At 38.5% G+C, this 17,578-nt stretch carries 15 protein-coding genes and 1 other annotated feature; of the genes, 5 read left to right on the top strand and 10 right to left on the bottom strand.

All coding sequences use genetic code 11. From position 1 onward, the window contains the following. Window positions 1-222, top strand: a binding site (T-box leader). This feature is flagged as partial in the annotation. Between the two features lie 109 nt (window positions 223-331). Further along, entirely contained in the window at window positions 332-1,681 is a 1,350-nt protein-coding gene (locus KFT32_RS20555) for an amino acid permease (RefSeq protein WP_211749357.1), read from the top strand. A 278-nt stretch (window positions 1,682-1,959) separates the two neighbouring features. Here KFT32_RS20555 and KFT32_RS20550 read toward each other — a convergent pair whose 3' ends face one another. From KFT32_RS20550 to KFT32_RS20540, 3 genes are all read right to left on the bottom strand, one after another. Beyond that, window positions 1,960-2,940, bottom strand: a complete 981-nt coding sequence (locus KFT32_RS20550) for an aldo/keto reductase (RefSeq protein ID WP_211749356.1) — start codon at window positions 2,938-2,940, stop codon at window positions 1,960-1,962. 257 nt (window positions 2,941-3,197) lie between these two features. After that, window positions 3,198-4,148, bottom strand: coding sequence for an AraC family transcriptional regulator (locus KFT32_RS20545; protein ID WP_211749355.1), 951 nt, complete (start codon window positions 4,146-4,148; stop codon window positions 3,198-3,200). Window positions 4,149-4,285: 137 nt separating this feature from the next. Next, a complete protein-coding gene (locus KFT32_RS20540) occupies window positions 4,286-4,720 on the bottom strand; it encodes a GNAT family N-acetyltransferase (protein ID WP_211749354.1) in 435 nt (144 codons plus the stop codon). A 475-nt stretch (window positions 4,721-5,195) separates the two neighbouring features. On the opposite strand from KFT32_RS20540, the gene KFT32_RS20535 reads away from it, so the two are divergent. Beyond that, window positions 5,196-5,759: a TetR/AcrR family transcriptional regulator gene (locus KFT32_RS20535; protein ID WP_211749353.1), complete on the top strand. Its 564-nt coding sequence runs from the start codon at window positions 5,196-5,198 to the stop codon at window positions 5,757-5,759. A gap of 58 nt (window positions 5,760-5,817) precedes the next feature. After that, a complete protein-coding gene (locus KFT32_RS20530) occupies window positions 5,818-7,569 on the top strand; it encodes an amidohydrolase (protein ID WP_249436028.1) in 1,752 nt (583 codons plus the stop codon). A gap of 947 nt (window positions 7,570-8,516) precedes the next feature. On the opposite strand, the gene KFT32_RS20525 is transcribed toward KFT32_RS20530, so the two are convergent. The 3 genes from KFT32_RS20525 to KFT32_RS20515 form a co-directional block, all read right to left on the bottom strand. Continuing rightward, complete coding sequence (locus tag KFT32_RS20525; RefSeq protein ID WP_211749351.1) at window positions 8,517-9,398, bottom strand: helix-turn-helix transcriptional regulator; 882 nt, start codon at window positions 9,396-9,398, stop codon at window positions 8,517-8,519. A gap of 576 nt (window positions 9,399-9,974) precedes the next feature. After that, window positions 9,975-10,439, bottom strand: a complete 465-nt coding sequence (locus tag KFT32_RS20520) for a phage tail protein (RefSeq protein ID WP_211749350.1) — start codon at window positions 10,437-10,439, stop codon at window positions 9,975-9,977. Window positions 10,440-10,645: 206 nt separating this feature from the next. Then, window positions 10,646-11,125: a GyrI-like domain-containing protein gene (locus KFT32_RS20515; RefSeq protein WP_211749349.1), complete on the bottom strand. Its 480-nt coding sequence runs from the start codon at window positions 11,123-11,125 to the stop codon at window positions 10,646-10,648. A 107-nt stretch (window positions 11,126-11,232) separates the two neighbouring features. On the opposite strand from KFT32_RS20515, the gene KFT32_RS20510 reads away from it, so the two are divergent. Next, a complete protein-coding gene (locus KFT32_RS20510) occupies window positions 11,233-12,195 on the top strand; it encodes a helix-turn-helix transcriptional regulator (RefSeq protein ID WP_211749348.1) in 963 nt (320 codons plus the stop codon). 176 nt (window positions 12,196-12,371) lie between these two features. Here the strand turns inward: KFT32_RS20510 and KFT32_RS20505 are convergent, their stop codons facing one another. Continuing rightward, window positions 12,372-13,412, bottom strand: a complete 1,041-nt coding sequence (locus KFT32_RS20505; protein ID WP_211749347.1) for an NAD(P)-dependent alcohol dehydrogenase — start codon at window positions 13,410-13,412, stop codon at window positions 12,372-12,374. A 301-nt stretch (window positions 13,413-13,713) separates the two neighbouring features. Here KFT32_RS20505 and KFT32_RS20500 point away from each other — a divergent pair, with 301 nt between their 5' ends. Beyond that, a complete protein-coding gene (locus KFT32_RS20500; protein ID WP_211749346.1) occupies window positions 13,714-14,127 on the top strand; it encodes a MerR family transcriptional regulator in 414 nt (137 codons plus the stop codon). A 178-nt stretch (window positions 14,128-14,305) separates the two neighbouring features. Here the strand turns inward: KFT32_RS20500 and KFT32_RS20495 are convergent, their stop codons facing one another. The 3 genes from KFT32_RS20495 to KFT32_RS20485 all read right to left on the bottom strand — a co-directional run bounded on the left by KFT32_RS20495 (window position 14,306) and on the right by KFT32_RS20485 (window position 17,305). Continuing rightward, window positions 14,306-14,872 carry a sugar O-acetyltransferase gene (locus KFT32_RS20495; protein ID WP_249436023.1) on the bottom strand — a complete coding sequence of 189 codons (567 nt, stop codon included), beginning with the start codon at window positions 14,870-14,872 and terminating at the stop codon, window positions 14,306-14,308. A gap of 251 nt (window positions 14,873-15,123) precedes the next feature. Continuing rightward, complete coding sequence (locus tag KFT32_RS20490; protein WP_481856358.1) at window positions 15,124-15,864, bottom strand: ABC transporter ATP-binding protein; 741 nt, start codon at window positions 15,862-15,864, stop codon at window positions 15,124-15,126. Between the two features lie 427 nt (window positions 15,865-16,291). Continuing rightward, on the bottom strand, window positions 16,292-17,305 hold the full coding sequence (locus KFT32_RS20485; protein ID WP_211749343.1) for a phosphotransferase enzyme family protein: 1,014 nt from the start codon (window positions 17,303-17,305) through the stop codon (window positions 16,292-16,294). Window positions 17,306-17,578: the final 273 nt, after the last annotated feature.

Below are 17,578 nucleotides of genomic sequence, written 5' to 3'. Positions count from 1 at the left end.
GATTGGGAGTAGTAAGAGTTTATTATTTGGTAAAGAGAGCTGCGGTTGGTGTGAAGCAGTCCAATAATGCTCCGAACTCGCCCAGGAGTGGTAAGACGGAAAGAATAGTTAACTATTCTATATGTTTTAACGAGTAACCTTCGTTACAAGGTTTTTAAGCTGGGTTCATTATGAACTAACAAGAGTGGTACCGCGGTTTGCCTAAGGCATGTCGTCTCTTCTTTCATTTGATTATGAAGGAAGAAACGACATGCCTTTTTTCTATGTGAATAGGATGAAGTAATCTTCTATTTTAAGGTAAGTATATTCGTATTTTATTGGAGGTATTGTTATGGAGAAAGACAACCAGAAATTGCAGCGAACAATGACTTCTCGCCATATTATGATGATGGCTTTAGGCGGTGCTATTGGAGCCGGATTATTTAAAGGAAGTAGTTCAGCCATTGATATGGCAGGTCCTTCGGTTATTATTGCATACATGATTGGTGGAATTATTCTATTATTCGTTTTGCAAGGTCTCGCTGAAATGGCTGTCCGCAATAGTAACGCAAGAACATTTAGAGATTTAGTAGAGTCGATTCTAGGGAAATACCCCGCTTATTTTCTAGATTGGATCTATTGGAAAATGTGGGTATTAAACATTACAGCTGAAGCTGTCGTTGCAGCCATTTTTATTCAATACTGGTTACCGGAATATCCAATTTGGATGCTCGCCCTTTTCGTATCTGTAATCGTGACCGTCATTAACTTATTGTCAGTAAAAGTATTTGCTGAAACAGAGTACTGGCTTGCTTTAATTAAAATTACGGTTATTGTTGTGTTTATTATTGCTGGTTTTTTGCTATTACTTTTCACCTTTGGAAATCATACAGCTGTTGGTTTTTCTAACTTAACTAAGCATGGTGGTTTCTTTCCCAACGGATCAACAGGAATTATTACAGCGATGCTTGTTGTGATCTACTCTTATGGAGGTACAGAAATTATTGGTGTTACGTTGGCTGAAACGAAAAACCCAGAAAAAGTTGTTCCGAGCGCCGTTCGCAATACATTATTACGAATCGTTTCCTTCTATATCATTCCATTCTTCATCATTGTAAGTCTAATCCCATGGACAGAAGTTAACGGGGTACCCGAAAGTCCGTTTGTAATGGTATTTAAAATGATAGGAATTCCAGGTGCTGATCACATCATGAATGCCGTTATCCTACTAGCAATTATTTCATCAATGAATTCTGGTTTATATGGGGCATCCCGTGTTCTATACACACAAGCGATGGATGGACTTATACCACAAATTTTTTCCCGTCTATCTAAAAAGAAAGTTCCTGTTTACGCAATTTTACTATGTACTTCTTTTTTATATATTGGTGTAATCATATCTTTGTTTGCAGGAAGTAAAACGTTTGATTATTTAATGGGGTCACTAGGATATACCGTTTTATTTATCTGGTTAATCATTGCGTTTGCTCATCTAAAATCACGTAAAAATATGCCTGAACAAACAAGTGGCTACAAAGTAAAATTCTTTCCTTACACAACATGGATAGCCATTATTGCTTTATGTGCTATTCTGATAGGAATTATCTTTACGACTTCTATAATTGTAACAATGAGTACCATGGCCATTTATATGCTAATTACGTTAGCTTATATTTTCAAAGGACGCTATCACAAAGTCTAAGAGAGCGTAAAATATCTTGTCTACATGAATAATTACAAAAAGAAAGCCAATAAAATAAGGCAGTTAGACCTCTGATTTAGGGGACACTGCCTTATTATTTTATCCTTTTTTCTTACTTTTAGCTAATACTTGACTTTAGGCTAACCAGCAGATTAATTGGGGTTACGATAATACAAAGACTCAATGATTATATTCTTGAGAGTTAAGAGTTTATCCTCTGTAGTAAGATATAAAGATGCCTCCAGTTCATTCTCAACCGTCTCACTTGTATCATTAATCTAATTATGACCTACTATTGGGTGAGGTACATAAGGCTCTTCTAGAAACGCAACTTCTTCAGGTGTTAATTTAACCGATAGAGCTCCTACGGCAACTTCAAGGTGAGACATCTTCGTAGCACCAATAATAGGAGCTGTTACTTGTTCTTTCTGCAGTAACCAAGCAAGAGCGATGTGGGTACGGGGAACTCCCAGTTTTTCTGCGATTGATGCAGCTCGCTCTACTACTAACCGATCAGCATCCACCGTCCCATCGTATTTAGACTTTTGAATTTGGTCAGTTTCGGATCGATGTGTGGTTTCTGACCAATCGCGGGTTAATCTCCCGGAAGCAAGTGGGCTATATGGGGTCACCCCAATTTTTTCTTCCTTACAAAGAGGTATCATCTCTCTTTCCTCTTCACGGTAAATGAGATTTAGATGATTTTGCATGGACACAAATTTAGTCCACCCATTTTTCTCCGCTACATGTAATGATTTTTGGAACTGCCATGCAAACATAGCAGAAGCACCAATATATCTTGCCTTACCTGCTTTCACGATATCATGCAACGCTTCCATCGTTTCTTCAATTGGCGTATTGTAATCCCATCGGTGGATGATATATAGGTCTACATAATCCGTTCCCAGTCTCTTAAGACTTTTATCTATTTCACTCATGACTGCCTTTCGGGAAAGACCAGCTCCATTGGGACCTTCATGCATGCGACCCCAGACTTTGGTTGCAAGGACAACTTCATCACGGCTGGCATAATCCTTGAGCGCTCGTCCTAGGAATTCTTCACTTTTTCCTAACGAATACCAATTTGCCGTATCAAAAAAATTAATTCCTAGATCCAATGCTTTTTTTATAATAGTTCGAGAATCCGCCTCATCAAGTACCCATGGATGAACCCATTGCTTTGCATCACCAAACCCCATACATCCAAGGGAAAGCCTAGATACATCTAAGCCTGTGTTTCCAAGTTTCACATATTCCATTTGAATATTCCTCTCTTCCATTTATTATTCAATTCTTCTTGCCTATGTACTCCTAATTATGTATCAAATGGATGGAAGACCGATATCCTATTCATATCATTTTATTGCCTGTTCCTCTTAAACATCGCTGCCTTTATGCCACCGGCGATTGAGATATCTTCTGATTTGTTTCGTAAACGAAAAAAGGTAACTGGATTAAGACCAGCTACCTTTCTTTATTTTGATGAGTTTTTCTGAGAACGAATGATTTTCATCCTTTACGAATTGGATATCCCAATGAGATTTTGATCAGTATTTCCCTCTATTTGCTCAAATGTTTCCTTCATTCGCTTGATGTCTGCCTTGGGAGGAAATCCAAACATACGAGAATATTCTCGGCTAAACTGAGATGCACTTTCATAACCAACCCGATACGCAACCTCAGTAGCATCTCCGGACTCCATTAACAAAAGACTCCGGGCTTCTTGTAACCGAAGCTGTTTTTGAAATTGAAGCGGGCTCATATTTGTGATTTCCTTAAAATGTCTGTGGAACGAAGAAGTGCTCATATTAGCGACATCTGCAAGTTCTTCAATTCTTAATGGTTGATCATAATGTTGGATAATTTGGTCGATTGCCCCCCTGATACGATAGGTATTACTCCCTTCCATTGCAATTTGTGCAAGCGTTACCCCATATTGCCCTTGAAGAAGTCTATAAATAAGCTCTTTCTTATGAATAGGAGCAAGGAACGGAATGTCCTCAGGAGAATCCAGCAATTGAACCAAACGGAGTAAGGCATCCAATATAGATAATTCGATCTGACCGACGAACATGGCTCGTGAAGCACTATCCTTTGTATTGGCATGAATTTCAGCGTCTTTCAAAACTTCTAAAATTTCATTCTGGCTAAATTCAAGTTTTATGCTCAAATACGGAACCTCAGGTGAAGCCTTTATTACCTGCCCGATTACCGGAAGGTTCATAGATGTGATCAGATAATTAGATGGGCCATATTCTAGGCGTTCCTCAGCCAGAAAAATTTCTTTTAACCCTTGAGCAACGAAACAAAAGGAAGGACTGAATACTCTGTAGGCAGGCTCCGCCACTTTATCTGAACGAATAAGTAACAGAGAGGGGATTGTTGTCTGCAATACTCCTGTTTGTTTACAATGGCGGTTAATCAGTCTTGTAAGGTTATCTTGTCGGTTTCTTATTTCTTCAACCATTGGCCCCTCCTTAATGAGTTTTTTATTTGATTATACGTCATTAGTTTGCTAGAAGAGAATGGCTTTGAGAGGATTAGGCAATTATTTGAGACGAATTAGATATCCGTTCATTTGTTCAGGATTGCACAAAATATTAATTAATACTCTAGCTTATAAACAATTTCCCCATCTATCATTCGATGATCTGCTTCAAAACCTAATTTTTCATATAAATGCTTTGCCCTAGTATTATCTGGTTCAAAGCTTATATAAATAACTTGATGTTCTTTGTCTTCTTTAATCTTGTCAATAAGTTTCTCCATCGCTGCTTTTCCATAGCCTCTTGACTGATACGTAGCATCTATCATTAAACGATAGATCCAATATTCATTATCTTCAAAATCTATACAATACATCGTGAATCCCACCAAAACTTCATCGTGATATATAGACAAGCATGAACATTCTGGAAATGCCTTTGCCTGTGCAATGGAAAACAAATTAGTCGCTACAAACTTTTTTTGTTCATCTAGCACCTCTAACTTAATAACATCAAAAAAATTGTTCCTATCTATCTCCCTAAATGTTAGCATAACTATTTCCCCCCTAAAAAAGTATTTATCTCTTTACGGTTATCCTTATTGATCTAAAACAATACTGCTTGTTAGCTTAATAAAAAGATAAAATTATGTTATTAATACAATTATTTTCTTTGCCCTATAACTGAAATAACTTATACAGAAACTCTCTTGTGATCATATGTAAGTAAAAAAATTCAATATGCACATATATTGATACCTCCTGAAATTACTGTAAATATTTTACCACACTACTTTTGGTGGAGTATGTTTATAACTAAACTATCCTACTGATTAGACTGATTAGATATCCATCTAAATCGGGAATAGTACTACGTTCTTGTCCTTAAATTTGTATGTTACTTCAAAAGTTGAAGCTTATTCTGGAGCCATCCCAAGAAAGAGTCCTACAATATATACATCGAAGGGTAGAATTTGATTTGCTGGTACCGAAAAAACTTTTGTGGTACCATTGAAAAAGGGGTGTTGTATGTACGAAAGAATTCTGGAAGCAGCAATTGAAGAAATAAATATGAAGGGTTTAAAATTTACAATGAGTGATTTGGCCTCCAGATTGGGGGTAAGTAAACGAACGCTATATGAGCATTTTTCCTCAAAGGAGAAAATTGTCGCTACAATCGTCAGTCGAATTTTGAAAGAGATAGTAGTGAAAGAAGAGCGAATTTATCAAGATACGACATTGGGTACAATTGACAAATTAAAAGAGATATTAGCGATTATGCCTCAAAAAAGTGTTGTTGTTGATCCAAGATTTTTAGAAGAATTGAAACGATATCACCCCAAGGAATGGAAGAGAATTACAAAGTTTCTTGATGACGAATGGAATTATGTTAAACAGGTCTTGGAAGAAGGGATAGAAAACGGAAGTATTCGTCCTATCAATGTAACGCTTTTGATCAAAATGATGACTGTTTTATTGCGTGAACTTTTAGACCACAGATTTTTACTTGCCAATCACATTACTACAGATGAAGGCATCCATTCATTAATTGATACGATTATGAACGGCATTGTATCAGAAAATAATAAATAAACACATTATTTATACTTACGAATAAGTGTTTGTGAAGGAGTTTGATGTATTGAAGACAATGACAAAGGTATCACTCGTCGTGCTTTTGTTACTACTTGCGGCGGCTGGATATCTTGCCTATTCGTATTTTAAGGTACCAGCACAACATGAGAAAGAAGCTTTTATTAACACCAAAATTTATACTGTAGATTCCAAGCAACCATGGGCGGAAGCGATGGTAATCGAGGGAGATAACATCATTTATGTAGGAAGCTCAACCGGAGCCGAGGAGTATATTGACAAAGATACGAAAGTGCATAACTTAAAGGGTAAAATGATTATGCCTGGGTTTGTTGATTCTCACGCGCATCCTACTATGGCCGCTGCTCTATCGGACATGTTACAAGTGGATCCTAGCATGAATAAGGCAGATGTCTTGGAGCTGATCAAACAACATGCGGACAAAAACAAAGATTTGCCAGTAATAACAGCTATGGGATTCGATTTATCAGTATTCGGAAAAGATAAGCCCACTGCTGCTGATTTAGATCAAATTGATCGTGAACGTCCGATTTTCATTCTCGATGAGGGAGGTCACACGGCTTGGGTCAATAGCAAAGCAATGGAGGTTGGTGGCATTAATAAAGATACACCGGATCCTATTCCGGGCGCCCATTATTTTGTACGAGATAGTAAAGGAAATCCGACGGGGTTGCTTATGGAATCCCAGACGTATAACCCTCTCCTAAAAAAACTGTCGGTGGTCACGAAGGATACCGTAGTTAGCGGAGGGAAAAGTTTATTCCCTGTATTCTCTCAACTCGGCATTACAACAGTCTATGATGCGGGTATGATGGGCTTGGAAAATGAAGGCTTCGAGGGGCTTAGCCAGCTTGAGAAGGAGGGATTGCTTCCGTTTCGTGTCTCGGGTAGTTATATGGTACAATCACCTACTGTTGTCCCTACTGCGGTAGAATCATTAAAGAAGCTTCATGAGAAGTACGACTCGGAATTGGTCGATGTAAATACGATGAAGATTCATTATGATGGGACAATTGAGGGAAAAACTGCTGCTATGGAGCAACCATACAGTGATGGATCCAATGGCCATGTTCTTTTCCCAGTTGATGAGTTAAAATCATTTGTAACGCATATTGATGAAGCTGGCTTCAACACCCATGTACATGCCATAGGCGATAAGGCGTTGAACAATGCGCTCGAGGCCTTCGAGTATTTACAATCGAATAAAGGTAATACTCCAACAAGGAAATCCGTTGGACATGTGCAAGTTTATTCGGATCAGGCGATAGAGAGATTGTCCAAGTTGAAAGATGTGGTGGTATCAACAACGCCTGTATGGGCGACTCCGAGCGAAAGCACGCTTAATACATTGGGCAAAGAGCGATATGAGAAAACAATGCTAATGAACAGTGTCGATCGTGCGGGCGTCCGGCTAAGCTTCGGTAGTGATTTTCCAGCTAGTGCATTCTTTATTGGAGCTAATCCGTTCAATAATATGGCGGTTGGTTTAACGAGACAAGATGTTTGGAGCGATAATAAGGACGTACTACCTCCAGTAGACGAGAAGATTTCGCTTGAAACATTAATTAAAGGTTATACGATAAATGGCGCTTATCAACTGGGGCTGGAGGAGAAAATTGGATCCATCGAAGTTGGGAAGAAAGCGGATTTTATTGTTTTAGATGATAATTTGTTCGAATTGACTCCAGAGGAATTACAAAAGGCTAAAATATTGAAAACTTATATGAACGGAAACGTTGTGTTTGAGCGGGGACTTAAGGCAAGGCTAACGGAATATATGCTGTTTTAAGTAAGAACGGAGAAAATGGCTAGCGTACACTCTTCAGTAACCGGGTTCATGCTAGTCAGGTAGGCTACAATAGATATTTTTACACCCTTCAAAAGACTATTTATTGTTGTAACTTTAAAAAAAATTTCTCTTTAGTGAGGGCTTTAGTTTAATAAAAAGTAAAGGGCGTTACATATTAGTCATATAAAATATGTAACGCCCTTTTATTTGTCTTTTTTAATTTAGGTCTTGATAATGAATAAAATCCAGATATTATTTAGCTGAGTAATCTTTTCTTAACCATGTTTCTGCAAGCTTTTGTACCATAGAAAAATCAACAAAATAAAAGTAATAATTACGGAAGGGAATATTACCAACACATTTTATTTTTTGGTATTATTATAAATCTTGTAAATCATAATCATAAAGTAAATTATTATAACCAAATTTATTATAGAGTTAATTCTTGATTCTGTGCTAGTAAATTCAAAAATAAGTTAGCCTTAATTGATTTTAATCCAATCAGTAACAATTTAAGCCCAAACATGTACCGGATTCTTGCTTTGTTCATCTTGATCAGAACAATAGTCTGTCTTGAACTACATATCCCCATCCGGATATTAAAAGAAAAAGCACCCCTATCAAGGCATATGCAAGTGTAAAATAGCTTAAATAGAAGTTTAGAACTATGGCTGAAATTACTACTGTAGAAATGCTCCATAAAGCTAACGTTATACCTCTTTTCATTTATAACTTCCTCTTTGAATGATTTAACAATTCTAGACCATCTTGATATCTACGAATTTATCTGGAATAAAGTTCTAAAATATGTAGTAAAAAAATTGTGACCGTCCATGTATACTTTTTCTACTATTAAATTATTTTGCCCGTACTCTTTGCTCAATTAGTGCTAAAAAAAGATATACTACCCCTATTATGTATTCACTGCACCAATGTAGATTCTAATTTCAACACCCATTTTGTATCCTCCACGCTTTAGGCGTCACACCAATCACTTTTTTGAATACCGTAGAAAAATGCTGGCTCGTCTTGAAGCCAAGTTCCATTGCGATATCCGTTATCGACATCTTCGATTCCTTCAATATTTGACATGCATAGTCCATGCGAACTCGCTCCATATACGACGTAGGCGATTGTCCATTTGTTTCTCGGAACACGCGATAAAAATGCGACTCGCTTAACCCCATCTCCTTCGCGAGCTGTCCAATCGAGTATCGTTCAATAGGATTCTGCTGAAGTCTTTCTTTCAGTAACTCCGTGTAATTATGCATGTTTGGGGATTGTATTACATGCTGCGGATGATGCAGAATATGCAGCAAAAGCTCCAGAACGTAATGACGAATCTGAAATTCAAGTAACTCTGTACCTTGCTGCTGAAGAAGCTCTTTCAATCGTTTGAAATAAATTACAACATCTTTACTTACCAATTGAATGCGAGGACAACTCTGCATCCATCTGACGAAAATCTGACGCTCTTCCTCTTGGAGACCAAACCAATCTTTCTCTCGAGCAGGATCACGAATAATCATCCACCAAATTGTAGATGGTCCAATGTAATCAAAGCTGGCACGGTGAAGCTCGCTCGGTCTTGTATGAATGATATGCTGCGCATTCGTACGATGGGATTCTTCGCCAACTTCCCAATCGACAGCCCCCTGATCAACATAGACAAACTCATATGCATCTTCATGTATATGACTCGTTAAAGGTGTTGCCTTGTTGAAATGGTCATATCCCAAGAGAACTAAATCCTTAACACGAGACGCAGGGCCAAGTTCCCAATCTACAAAGTGTACCCAACGTTCATTTTTGATATGTTCTGCAACCATGTTTACACAACCTCTTCTATTATATGTTTCTGATCCTATTAGATGTAAATTGGAAAGTCAAATGGGATAAATTTTTGTACAATGAGGGCGTAATCATCAGGAATGGGCGATAAGCTTGAATAAAGACTTAGCACACATACACGTTATATTCAAGACACATTTGGATATTGGCTATACGATCTCGCGATTGTTATAAAAATTCCTTTTCAAAGGGAGAGTGTGAACAGGAGATGAGATTATAGGAAGTTTTCCAATTTTTTAGGAGTCTGAGGTGTGCAACTCACTCTTTCCCTAAAAGCATAAAGGCGAAATGTTATCCGAAATAAATTACTATGAATGGTGCCAATTTCTGCATTACTATTACATAATTTATTCATATATCGCTGTATAATATATCTACTTGTTCATCTAATCGGCAAATACTATGTGCCAATTAAAGAAAAGAGAACCTTGGTATAAATCCAAGGTTCTCCAAAGAGGTATTCCATTTTTCCGAAGGGATAATTCAGTTAGATACAGATAGGTGTTTTAATTGTCTTACTTTATGTGGTCAGTTCCCCACTGTAGTGGAACATTTTAATATTCACCTTTAATTACAAAAAACGAACCCCGAATGGTTCCAGCAAGTTTAGATTTCTGTCTGGCAAACTTAAATTTCCCTTCTAATTCCTTTGGTACCTCCATCCCCTCAGAAAGCTTAAAACCAACAGCACGCTTCTTAGGGTCATCAACCGTATACATGACATTGAGTCCAAGACCATCTTCGTAAAAGACGTAGGCAAATTGAATATTTTCAACTTGAAAACGCGATGTTTCTAAAGGTTTGGCTGCAAACTCAATATCTCGTTCTTTTTTCAAAATTTGGTTCACATAATCAAGGGTCTCCTGGCTCTCACTAGCAGATACAACCGTAAATTCATGTTTGTATTTGTTCATAAAATAACGGGCTTCATTCGCTCGTAAACCAGCAAGCGCTTCTGCTACTGGTGAAGACTCTAAACCAACCGTAGACACATTTTTAAAATCAACGATATAGGACATTTTCATCCCTCCTAAAAGTTTTGCGAGCATGTCTTCTTAGAACCTGCTTCGTGCAAAACTCGCATCGGAAGCATTCACTAAAGTTTTGCAAGCATTCCTTCTAGAACCTGCTTCGGACAAAACTCGCATCGGAAGCATTCACTAAAGTTTTGCGAGCATGTCTTCTTAGAACCTGCTTCGGCAAAACTCGCATCGGAAGCTTCTCTTTATTTCCTAACCACTGGAATCCACATTTCACCAAACACTAAGCCGTTTCGCTGCCCCATCTCAACCGTTGTATTCGGCCCACCAACATAGGCAACATCCTTTGCTTCTGGCAAAGCTTGACCAAAAGCAATACCTGTAAGCATATTACTCAACTCTTCCGCTGTAATCCCTTCCCCTTTAACAACTAAGTATTCACCTTTAGGGAATTGAATCACTCTGGTTGCTTCTGGTAATGTTTCCTCTGTCATAACGCCAGCATAATGCATCATCTTGTTATTTACCGCTTCGTTCACTGCAAAAATGTAGTTATTTGTAGCTATAGCCTTTAAAGTTTCAAGCCTTCCATCTTGTTTGATGGTTTGCCAAAAGTCGGCCTTTTCCTTGTTAATGCCAACATAATCTGTGTAATCGCTCTTGAGCTCCGTTCCAATACCTAAAACGATAAAGCTGTCTTTTTCCTCAATGGTATAATTTTGCATATTTAGCACCGTCCTCTTTCATTTTATCAATTGATTTGTCTTTTCACTTGATAGGTTTATAATAGCCTTAAATCATGTCAAAATATGATACTGTTTAGGGGGGCCAGATGAAAAAAGTTGAACGGATCAATATTATCATGCGGTATATTAACAACCGTGCCCACTTTACCATTTCTGAAATCATGCGAGAATTTAACATCTCTCGTTCGACAGCCATTCGAGATATCAGAGAAATTGAAGCCATGGGGATGCCACTTGTCGCTGAAGTCGGGAGGGATGGTGGTTATTTTGTCATGAGCAACTCTGTCCTCCCCACTGTCCGCTTTACGGATAATGAAATTAAAGCTCTTTTTATTGCTTTTATGGCCACAAGAAATCAACAACTCCCGTATCTAAAGAGTCGTCAGTCTTTAGCCGAAAAATTACTGGGTCTCATCTCAGAAAACCAGCAGGATGACCTTGTACTTTTAAATCAACTATTGCTTTTTGAAGGGACCAATCCCCATAATCCCGACTTGCTTGATCTATCAGACCTTCCCCATCCCATGTTAGAAAAACTCATCCAGATTCTTCTTTTGGATAACTATATATTGGTTACTGTCAAAGAAGAGAATGTAATAAAGTCTTATCCAATGTATCTCTTGCACCTTCATCATAAAAAAAGCCTATGGCTAATTGAAGTTTTTGATTTAGAGGAAGAAAAAAGGCGGATTTTACCGGTCGACAATCTCACCAATGTTGAACCATACCCTACCAAAAAAAGGGTGAGTAAGAAAAGGATTTTAGAACAACTAAGTAAGCAGGAAGAAATAATCAACCTTGTCCTTGAACTTGGTCCAAAGGCGATTGCCCAGTTTAAAAAATACCATCCATTAAAAGTTTCAATTTCCTATACAAATCCCTACCAAACCACAGCCCTTCTAAAGACTTATATCAATGTTCATAATTCAGAAGAAGTGGCTGAAATTACTAATTGGCTACTTTTCCTAGGTGGGGATATTAAGGTTAGGAAAGTGCCGCAAGAAGTCTTAGAAGGTTTACAAGAGAGATTAACCTTATACTGCCCATAAGCAGTGCCAGTTAAAACTAATATCGTTTTAGATTGTCGAGTTGCTAAATAAAAAAAGGCTAGCCAGAAAGTTCTGGCTAACCTGATCATACGAAAAGACACTAAAACGTGATTTTTCAATGGTGGTAGATCATAGATAATTTCACTAGAATCACTTACATCACTTATCAGCACAACTCACATTGTGTCTGTATCAATAACAAATCTGTACTTTACATCTGAAGCTAACACACGTTTGTAGGCTTCATCAATTTGGTCAGCTGAAATAATTTCAATCTCAGGGACGATGTTATGTTTTGCACAGAATTCCAGCATTTCCTGAGTCTCACGAATGCCCCCGATCATTGAACCTGCAAACGAACGACGATGACCAATGAGGGACATTACGTTTACGGATAAAGGTTCCCCAGGAGCACCCACGTTAACCAAAGTACCATCCAGAGTGAGTAGTGCGAAATAAGCATTAATGTCGATATTCGCACTTACCGTGTTAATAATTAAATCAAAGGACCCCGCAAGTTTTTCGAAAGTTTCTGGATCGCTAGTAGCGTAGTAGTGATCAGCCCCGAATTGCAAACCATCGTCCTTTTTCTTCAATGACTGCGACAGAACCGTTACCTCTGCACCCATGGCATGTGCAATTTTCACAGCCATATGACCAAGTCCGCCCATACCTACAACTGCTACTTTCTTACCTGGACCAGCTCCCCAATGATGTAGCGGCGAGTATGTCGTAATACCTGCGCAAAGTAGAGGTGCAGCGGCATCAAGCTCTATGTTGTCAGGAATTCGGACGATGAAGTCTTCCGTTACGACAATGTGAGTGGAATATCCGCCTTGTGTAGGTTCTCCGTATTTATCGACACCAGCGTAAGTAGGAATATTTCCTTTGAGACAGTATTGCTCTTCTCCTTGGCGGCAGTTAACACATTCTCCACAGGAGTCAACCATACATCCAACCCCAACTCGATCACCAACTTTGTACTTTGAAACTTCAGCTCCTACTTCAGTGACAATTCCTGCAATCTCATGTCCAGGTACGAGAGGATAGTTGACTTGCCCCCATTCGCCATGAGCAGTATGGATATCGGAGTGGCATATGCCAGCATATTTAATTTCGATCAGGACATCATGCAAATCGAGATCACGTCGTTTAATTTCAGCTGACCGAAACGATTGGTGTGGACCATCTACAGCTCTTGCTTTAGCAGTTATCATAATAAAACCTCCTAAGGTTATCTTTTTTCAAGAGAATTACGCCCGTGGGTATAAGTACATGTCTCAGCTTCAATTTCATTGAAATCATCCCTGTTTTCTCTTGCAAAACCATCTTAATCCCTCTAGTTAACTCTAGGTCAACTGTCTTTGGAAAATTGATACTCTCAGGATGCTTGAAAATGAAAGGTCTTCACTGCTTTGTGGTTATGTTAACTTTGACATCCCATATACAGCATGATAAAATCCCCAAAGATCCTAGAGTTAACTCGAAGTCTATGCCAGTAAGAAAAGGGGAACTTGAATGACGTATTCTATCAGTGAAGTGGCAAAGGAATTGAATTTGACAGTGTATACCTTACGTTACTACGACAAGGAAGGACTCATGCCTTTTGTAGAGCGTACCGCTAGCGGCGTGCGAAAATTCAAAGAATCAGACATCGACTTTTTAAAGGTCATTCAATGTCTTAAGTCTACTGGAATGCCGATTAAGGATATCAAGGATTTCATTGAATGGTGTTCCGAGGGTGATTCCACATTACAAGAAAGATATGACATGTTTACGGAACGTAAGGCTAGTGTAGAAGCACAAATGGAAGAACTACAAAAGACCTTGGAAGTCATTGAACATAAACGTTCTTATTACAAGACTGCCCTCGATGCTGGAACGGAAGAGATTCATAAAAACAATAAAATGAGGAATTTTATTACTAGTTAATAACATCATACTAACTGTCGTAACAAAGAGCCTAAGGTCTATAGACTTTAGGCTCTTTGTTACCGTGTGACCGAAGAGTATCCTGAAATAGTTTGACATATTAAAGACACTCAACCATGTGATTAATTGTCCTTTTTTAAATAGGAAATTAATCATAAACCTCCTGTCATTCTAAGTGTTAATCTTCTATCGTTTTTATCACTTTTGCAGGTACACCAGCCATTATCGTGTTGGCAGGGACATCTTTTGTCACTACCGCTCCTGCCGATATAATGGAATTCTCACCGACTGTTACACCTGGCATAATGGTTGCCGCGATTCCAATCCAGGCACCTTTTTTAATGACAATGGGATTTGAAATGGTCGATCTTCTTTGGGAAGGACTGACCGGATGATTAATCGTCACGAGATTGACTTTAGGAGCAATCAATACATGATCTTCAATTGTTATGCCTCCTCGATCCATGAAGGTGCAACCTTGGTTGATAAACACCTCTTTCCCAACTCGGATATTTTGACCATAATCCGTGTAAAACGGGGGCAGTAATTCAAACGTTTCATCCACTATTTCTCCCGTTAGCTGACTGAATAGATCTCTTACTTTCTGTGCGCTATGATATCCTGTATTCAATTCTGCAATCAGCTTTTGTGCTCGTTCAATAGCTTCACTCATTTTATAAAACTCAGGGTCACTAATTGAAATCACTTCACCTGAGCGGTCTCTTTCAAAAATACCTTTATTCATTTGCACATCACCCTTTACATTTCTTTTTAGGATAGAACTTCTTTTTACCATACCCCCTCGATTTAACTCTAGGTCAACTATAATTGTAATCACTCATCTCTTTTTCTATAAAGAATCGAACTGAATCCAATACTAAGAAACACATCTAAATTTAAATCCTTCTATTAGATTGCAAATTCTTGTCCTTTACGGCATTCAATAACAAAAGCTGACAAGCGATTGCTTGGCAGCTTTTGTTATTGAATGGGATGTTAATACTTATCACCGGCAAGGGTAAGCCACTTGCGGTTATGGTGTTCTTGCACTTCAACGGGGGTATCAAAGAAATCGCTCAACACATCAGACTGCAAGCATTTTAGCGTCTCATCCCCTTTGTAGATTTCTCCGCTCTTCACGAGCAGCGTATGCGTGAAGCATGGAGTTATCTCTTCGATATGATGCGTCACATACAATAAGGTGGGTCCACCAGGTTGCTTTGTAATCTTCTCGATCATCTGTAGCAGCTGTTCTCGGGCAAAAATATCAAGTCCCGTGCATGGCTCATCAAGGATCAATAGGTCTGGATTGGCCATTAGTGCACGTGCAATAAGGACTTTCTGACGCTGTCCTTGTGACAAGGTATCGTATGTACGAGCAGCCAAGGAAGAGCAGTCTAAAAATCCCATCAACTCTTCGGCTTGCTTTATATCTTCTTCATTTGTCTTGTCATACAGACCGATCGTCGCGAATTTTCCGCTGAGGACGATGGTTAGCGCAGTCTGATGTCCGTGCAGCTTCTGCTGCAGGGAGGTGCTGACCCAACCGATTCGTTTGCGTAGTTCTCTCAAATCCACATCGCCGAAGCTATGGCCCAACACTTCGACCTGCCCCGCCGTCGGCCAAATATAGCCGTTCACGACGTTCAGCATCGTCGTCTTGCCTGATCCGTTCAGACCAACGATACACCAGTGTTGCCCTTTTTTCACTTCCCAATTTATATCGCGCAAAATCATCGTCGTATCACGTCGCCATGATACATTTTTGAGTGATATAATCATATCTAAGTTTCCCCTCCTTATGAATGTGTCCATTATGCCGTTTGATCTGAAATACCATTTTTAATAAATTTATAAACTTGTACATAGTAATGAGCCATTTTCTAGTTGATTGAACTGGTCGAAACGATCCTTTTCAAACATATGATCATCTCCTCTTTAGCAGAATATCACTTTACCCTTTGCTTAACTAGTCAGATTGTACAGTTTTTGATGCATAAGATTAAAAACTTTTCAGACGAATTCATGCTGTAGAAACATTAACTTCCCTTGTTATCCTTCTCATCAGTAATTGAATCATGTTCGTGTCCTTTACTGCAAAGGGAACAAAAAAAGCCGCCCATATAGGCGACTTCTAAAGTGGCTATGTCTAGTCGTCCGACTATTAAATATTTCGCACCTCATACTCAAAGGGTTCTTCACACGAGAAAATCTCATCGAAAAATCCCATATACGGGATATCGTCTTCCAAGCATTTTATGCAATATGACAATTCCTCATCACATTCCATCTTTCCACCATTATTCCTCATCCACTCGAATCCGTCTACAATTTGTTCCATGAGGGCAACCTTAATAAATAAGGGCAGTTTCTCCAGCATCGATTCATCGATCTTAGTCTCTGATCTGTATCCCTCGAGCGCTGTACTAAAATAATCATCCATAAACTTTTTGCGTTTCTCCACGTCTGGTTCTGTAGTTATCCATCCTACTCCACTTCTCCAGAGATCTGCCAAGTCATACATATACCAACCGAAACATGAATTATCGAAATCATATACAGTGATTTGCCCAGTATCAAAATCTATCATATAATTCCCATCGTTGAAATCAAAATGGATCATACCAAAAATCTCATCGTTTCTGTCCAATCCTTCTAAGGTTGTTAGGAGATTTGCCAACTTCTCTTTCAGCAGAGTTAAGGAATCAGGTATCAGTTTATTAATATATTCGACATTGTATTTATCAAAGAAATGATACCGATAATGAACAGGAGTATATTCTTTTGACAATTGATGCAGTTTGCCCAAAACTTTACCACAGTTATAATAATATTCGGTAATAGGAACTTCTTCTCGATACCGATAATTATTATCCACCAGCTTTTTCCCTCTAGCCTTTTCAAACAAGCAGATAAAAAAGGTGTGATCATCATGAGTTATCTCTTCTAGCAGATTCCCCTTTATGGAGCGGATTACATCCGGGACACTGCCACCATGCTCGAATAAATATCTGTTATATTCAACTTCAGCCAGTATGTCTTCCAGGCTTCTGTCATTTAAGAAGGAGATTCTGAGTATTCTTGCTTCAGCATCCTCTTTCTCACAATTATAAACGACATTACGTCCTCCGGAATGTGCCTTAACCGGTTTGATTTCGTAACCTTCCAACCCGTACATGTCTGATACTAATGAAACTAAATATGCATCAGCGATTTGAATAACCTCGTCACAAGTTATAATATCTCCTCCTTAAGTTACTAACTATAAAAGCGAAAGAATCCAGTACGCACCATCTAAAAATTGTCAGTAGTAGATAAGCGATATCCCAACCTCAGTTTATTTAATTTGTCCATAATTTTACATATAGTTTTGTGATATCACAATAGAAACATTAGTTATAACTAAACTATACTGCCTAATAGCTACTGAAAAAGATTGTGAATCTTTAAC

It is taken from the genome of Paenibacillus sp. Marseille-Q4541 (assembly GCF_018310695.1).
Classification (GTDB): Bacteria; Bacillota; Bacilli; order Paenibacillales; family Paenibacillaceae; genus Paenibacillus.
The sequence above is the reverse complement of the archived record's forward strand: the minus strand, read 5'-3'. Positions and strand labels throughout refer to the sequence as shown.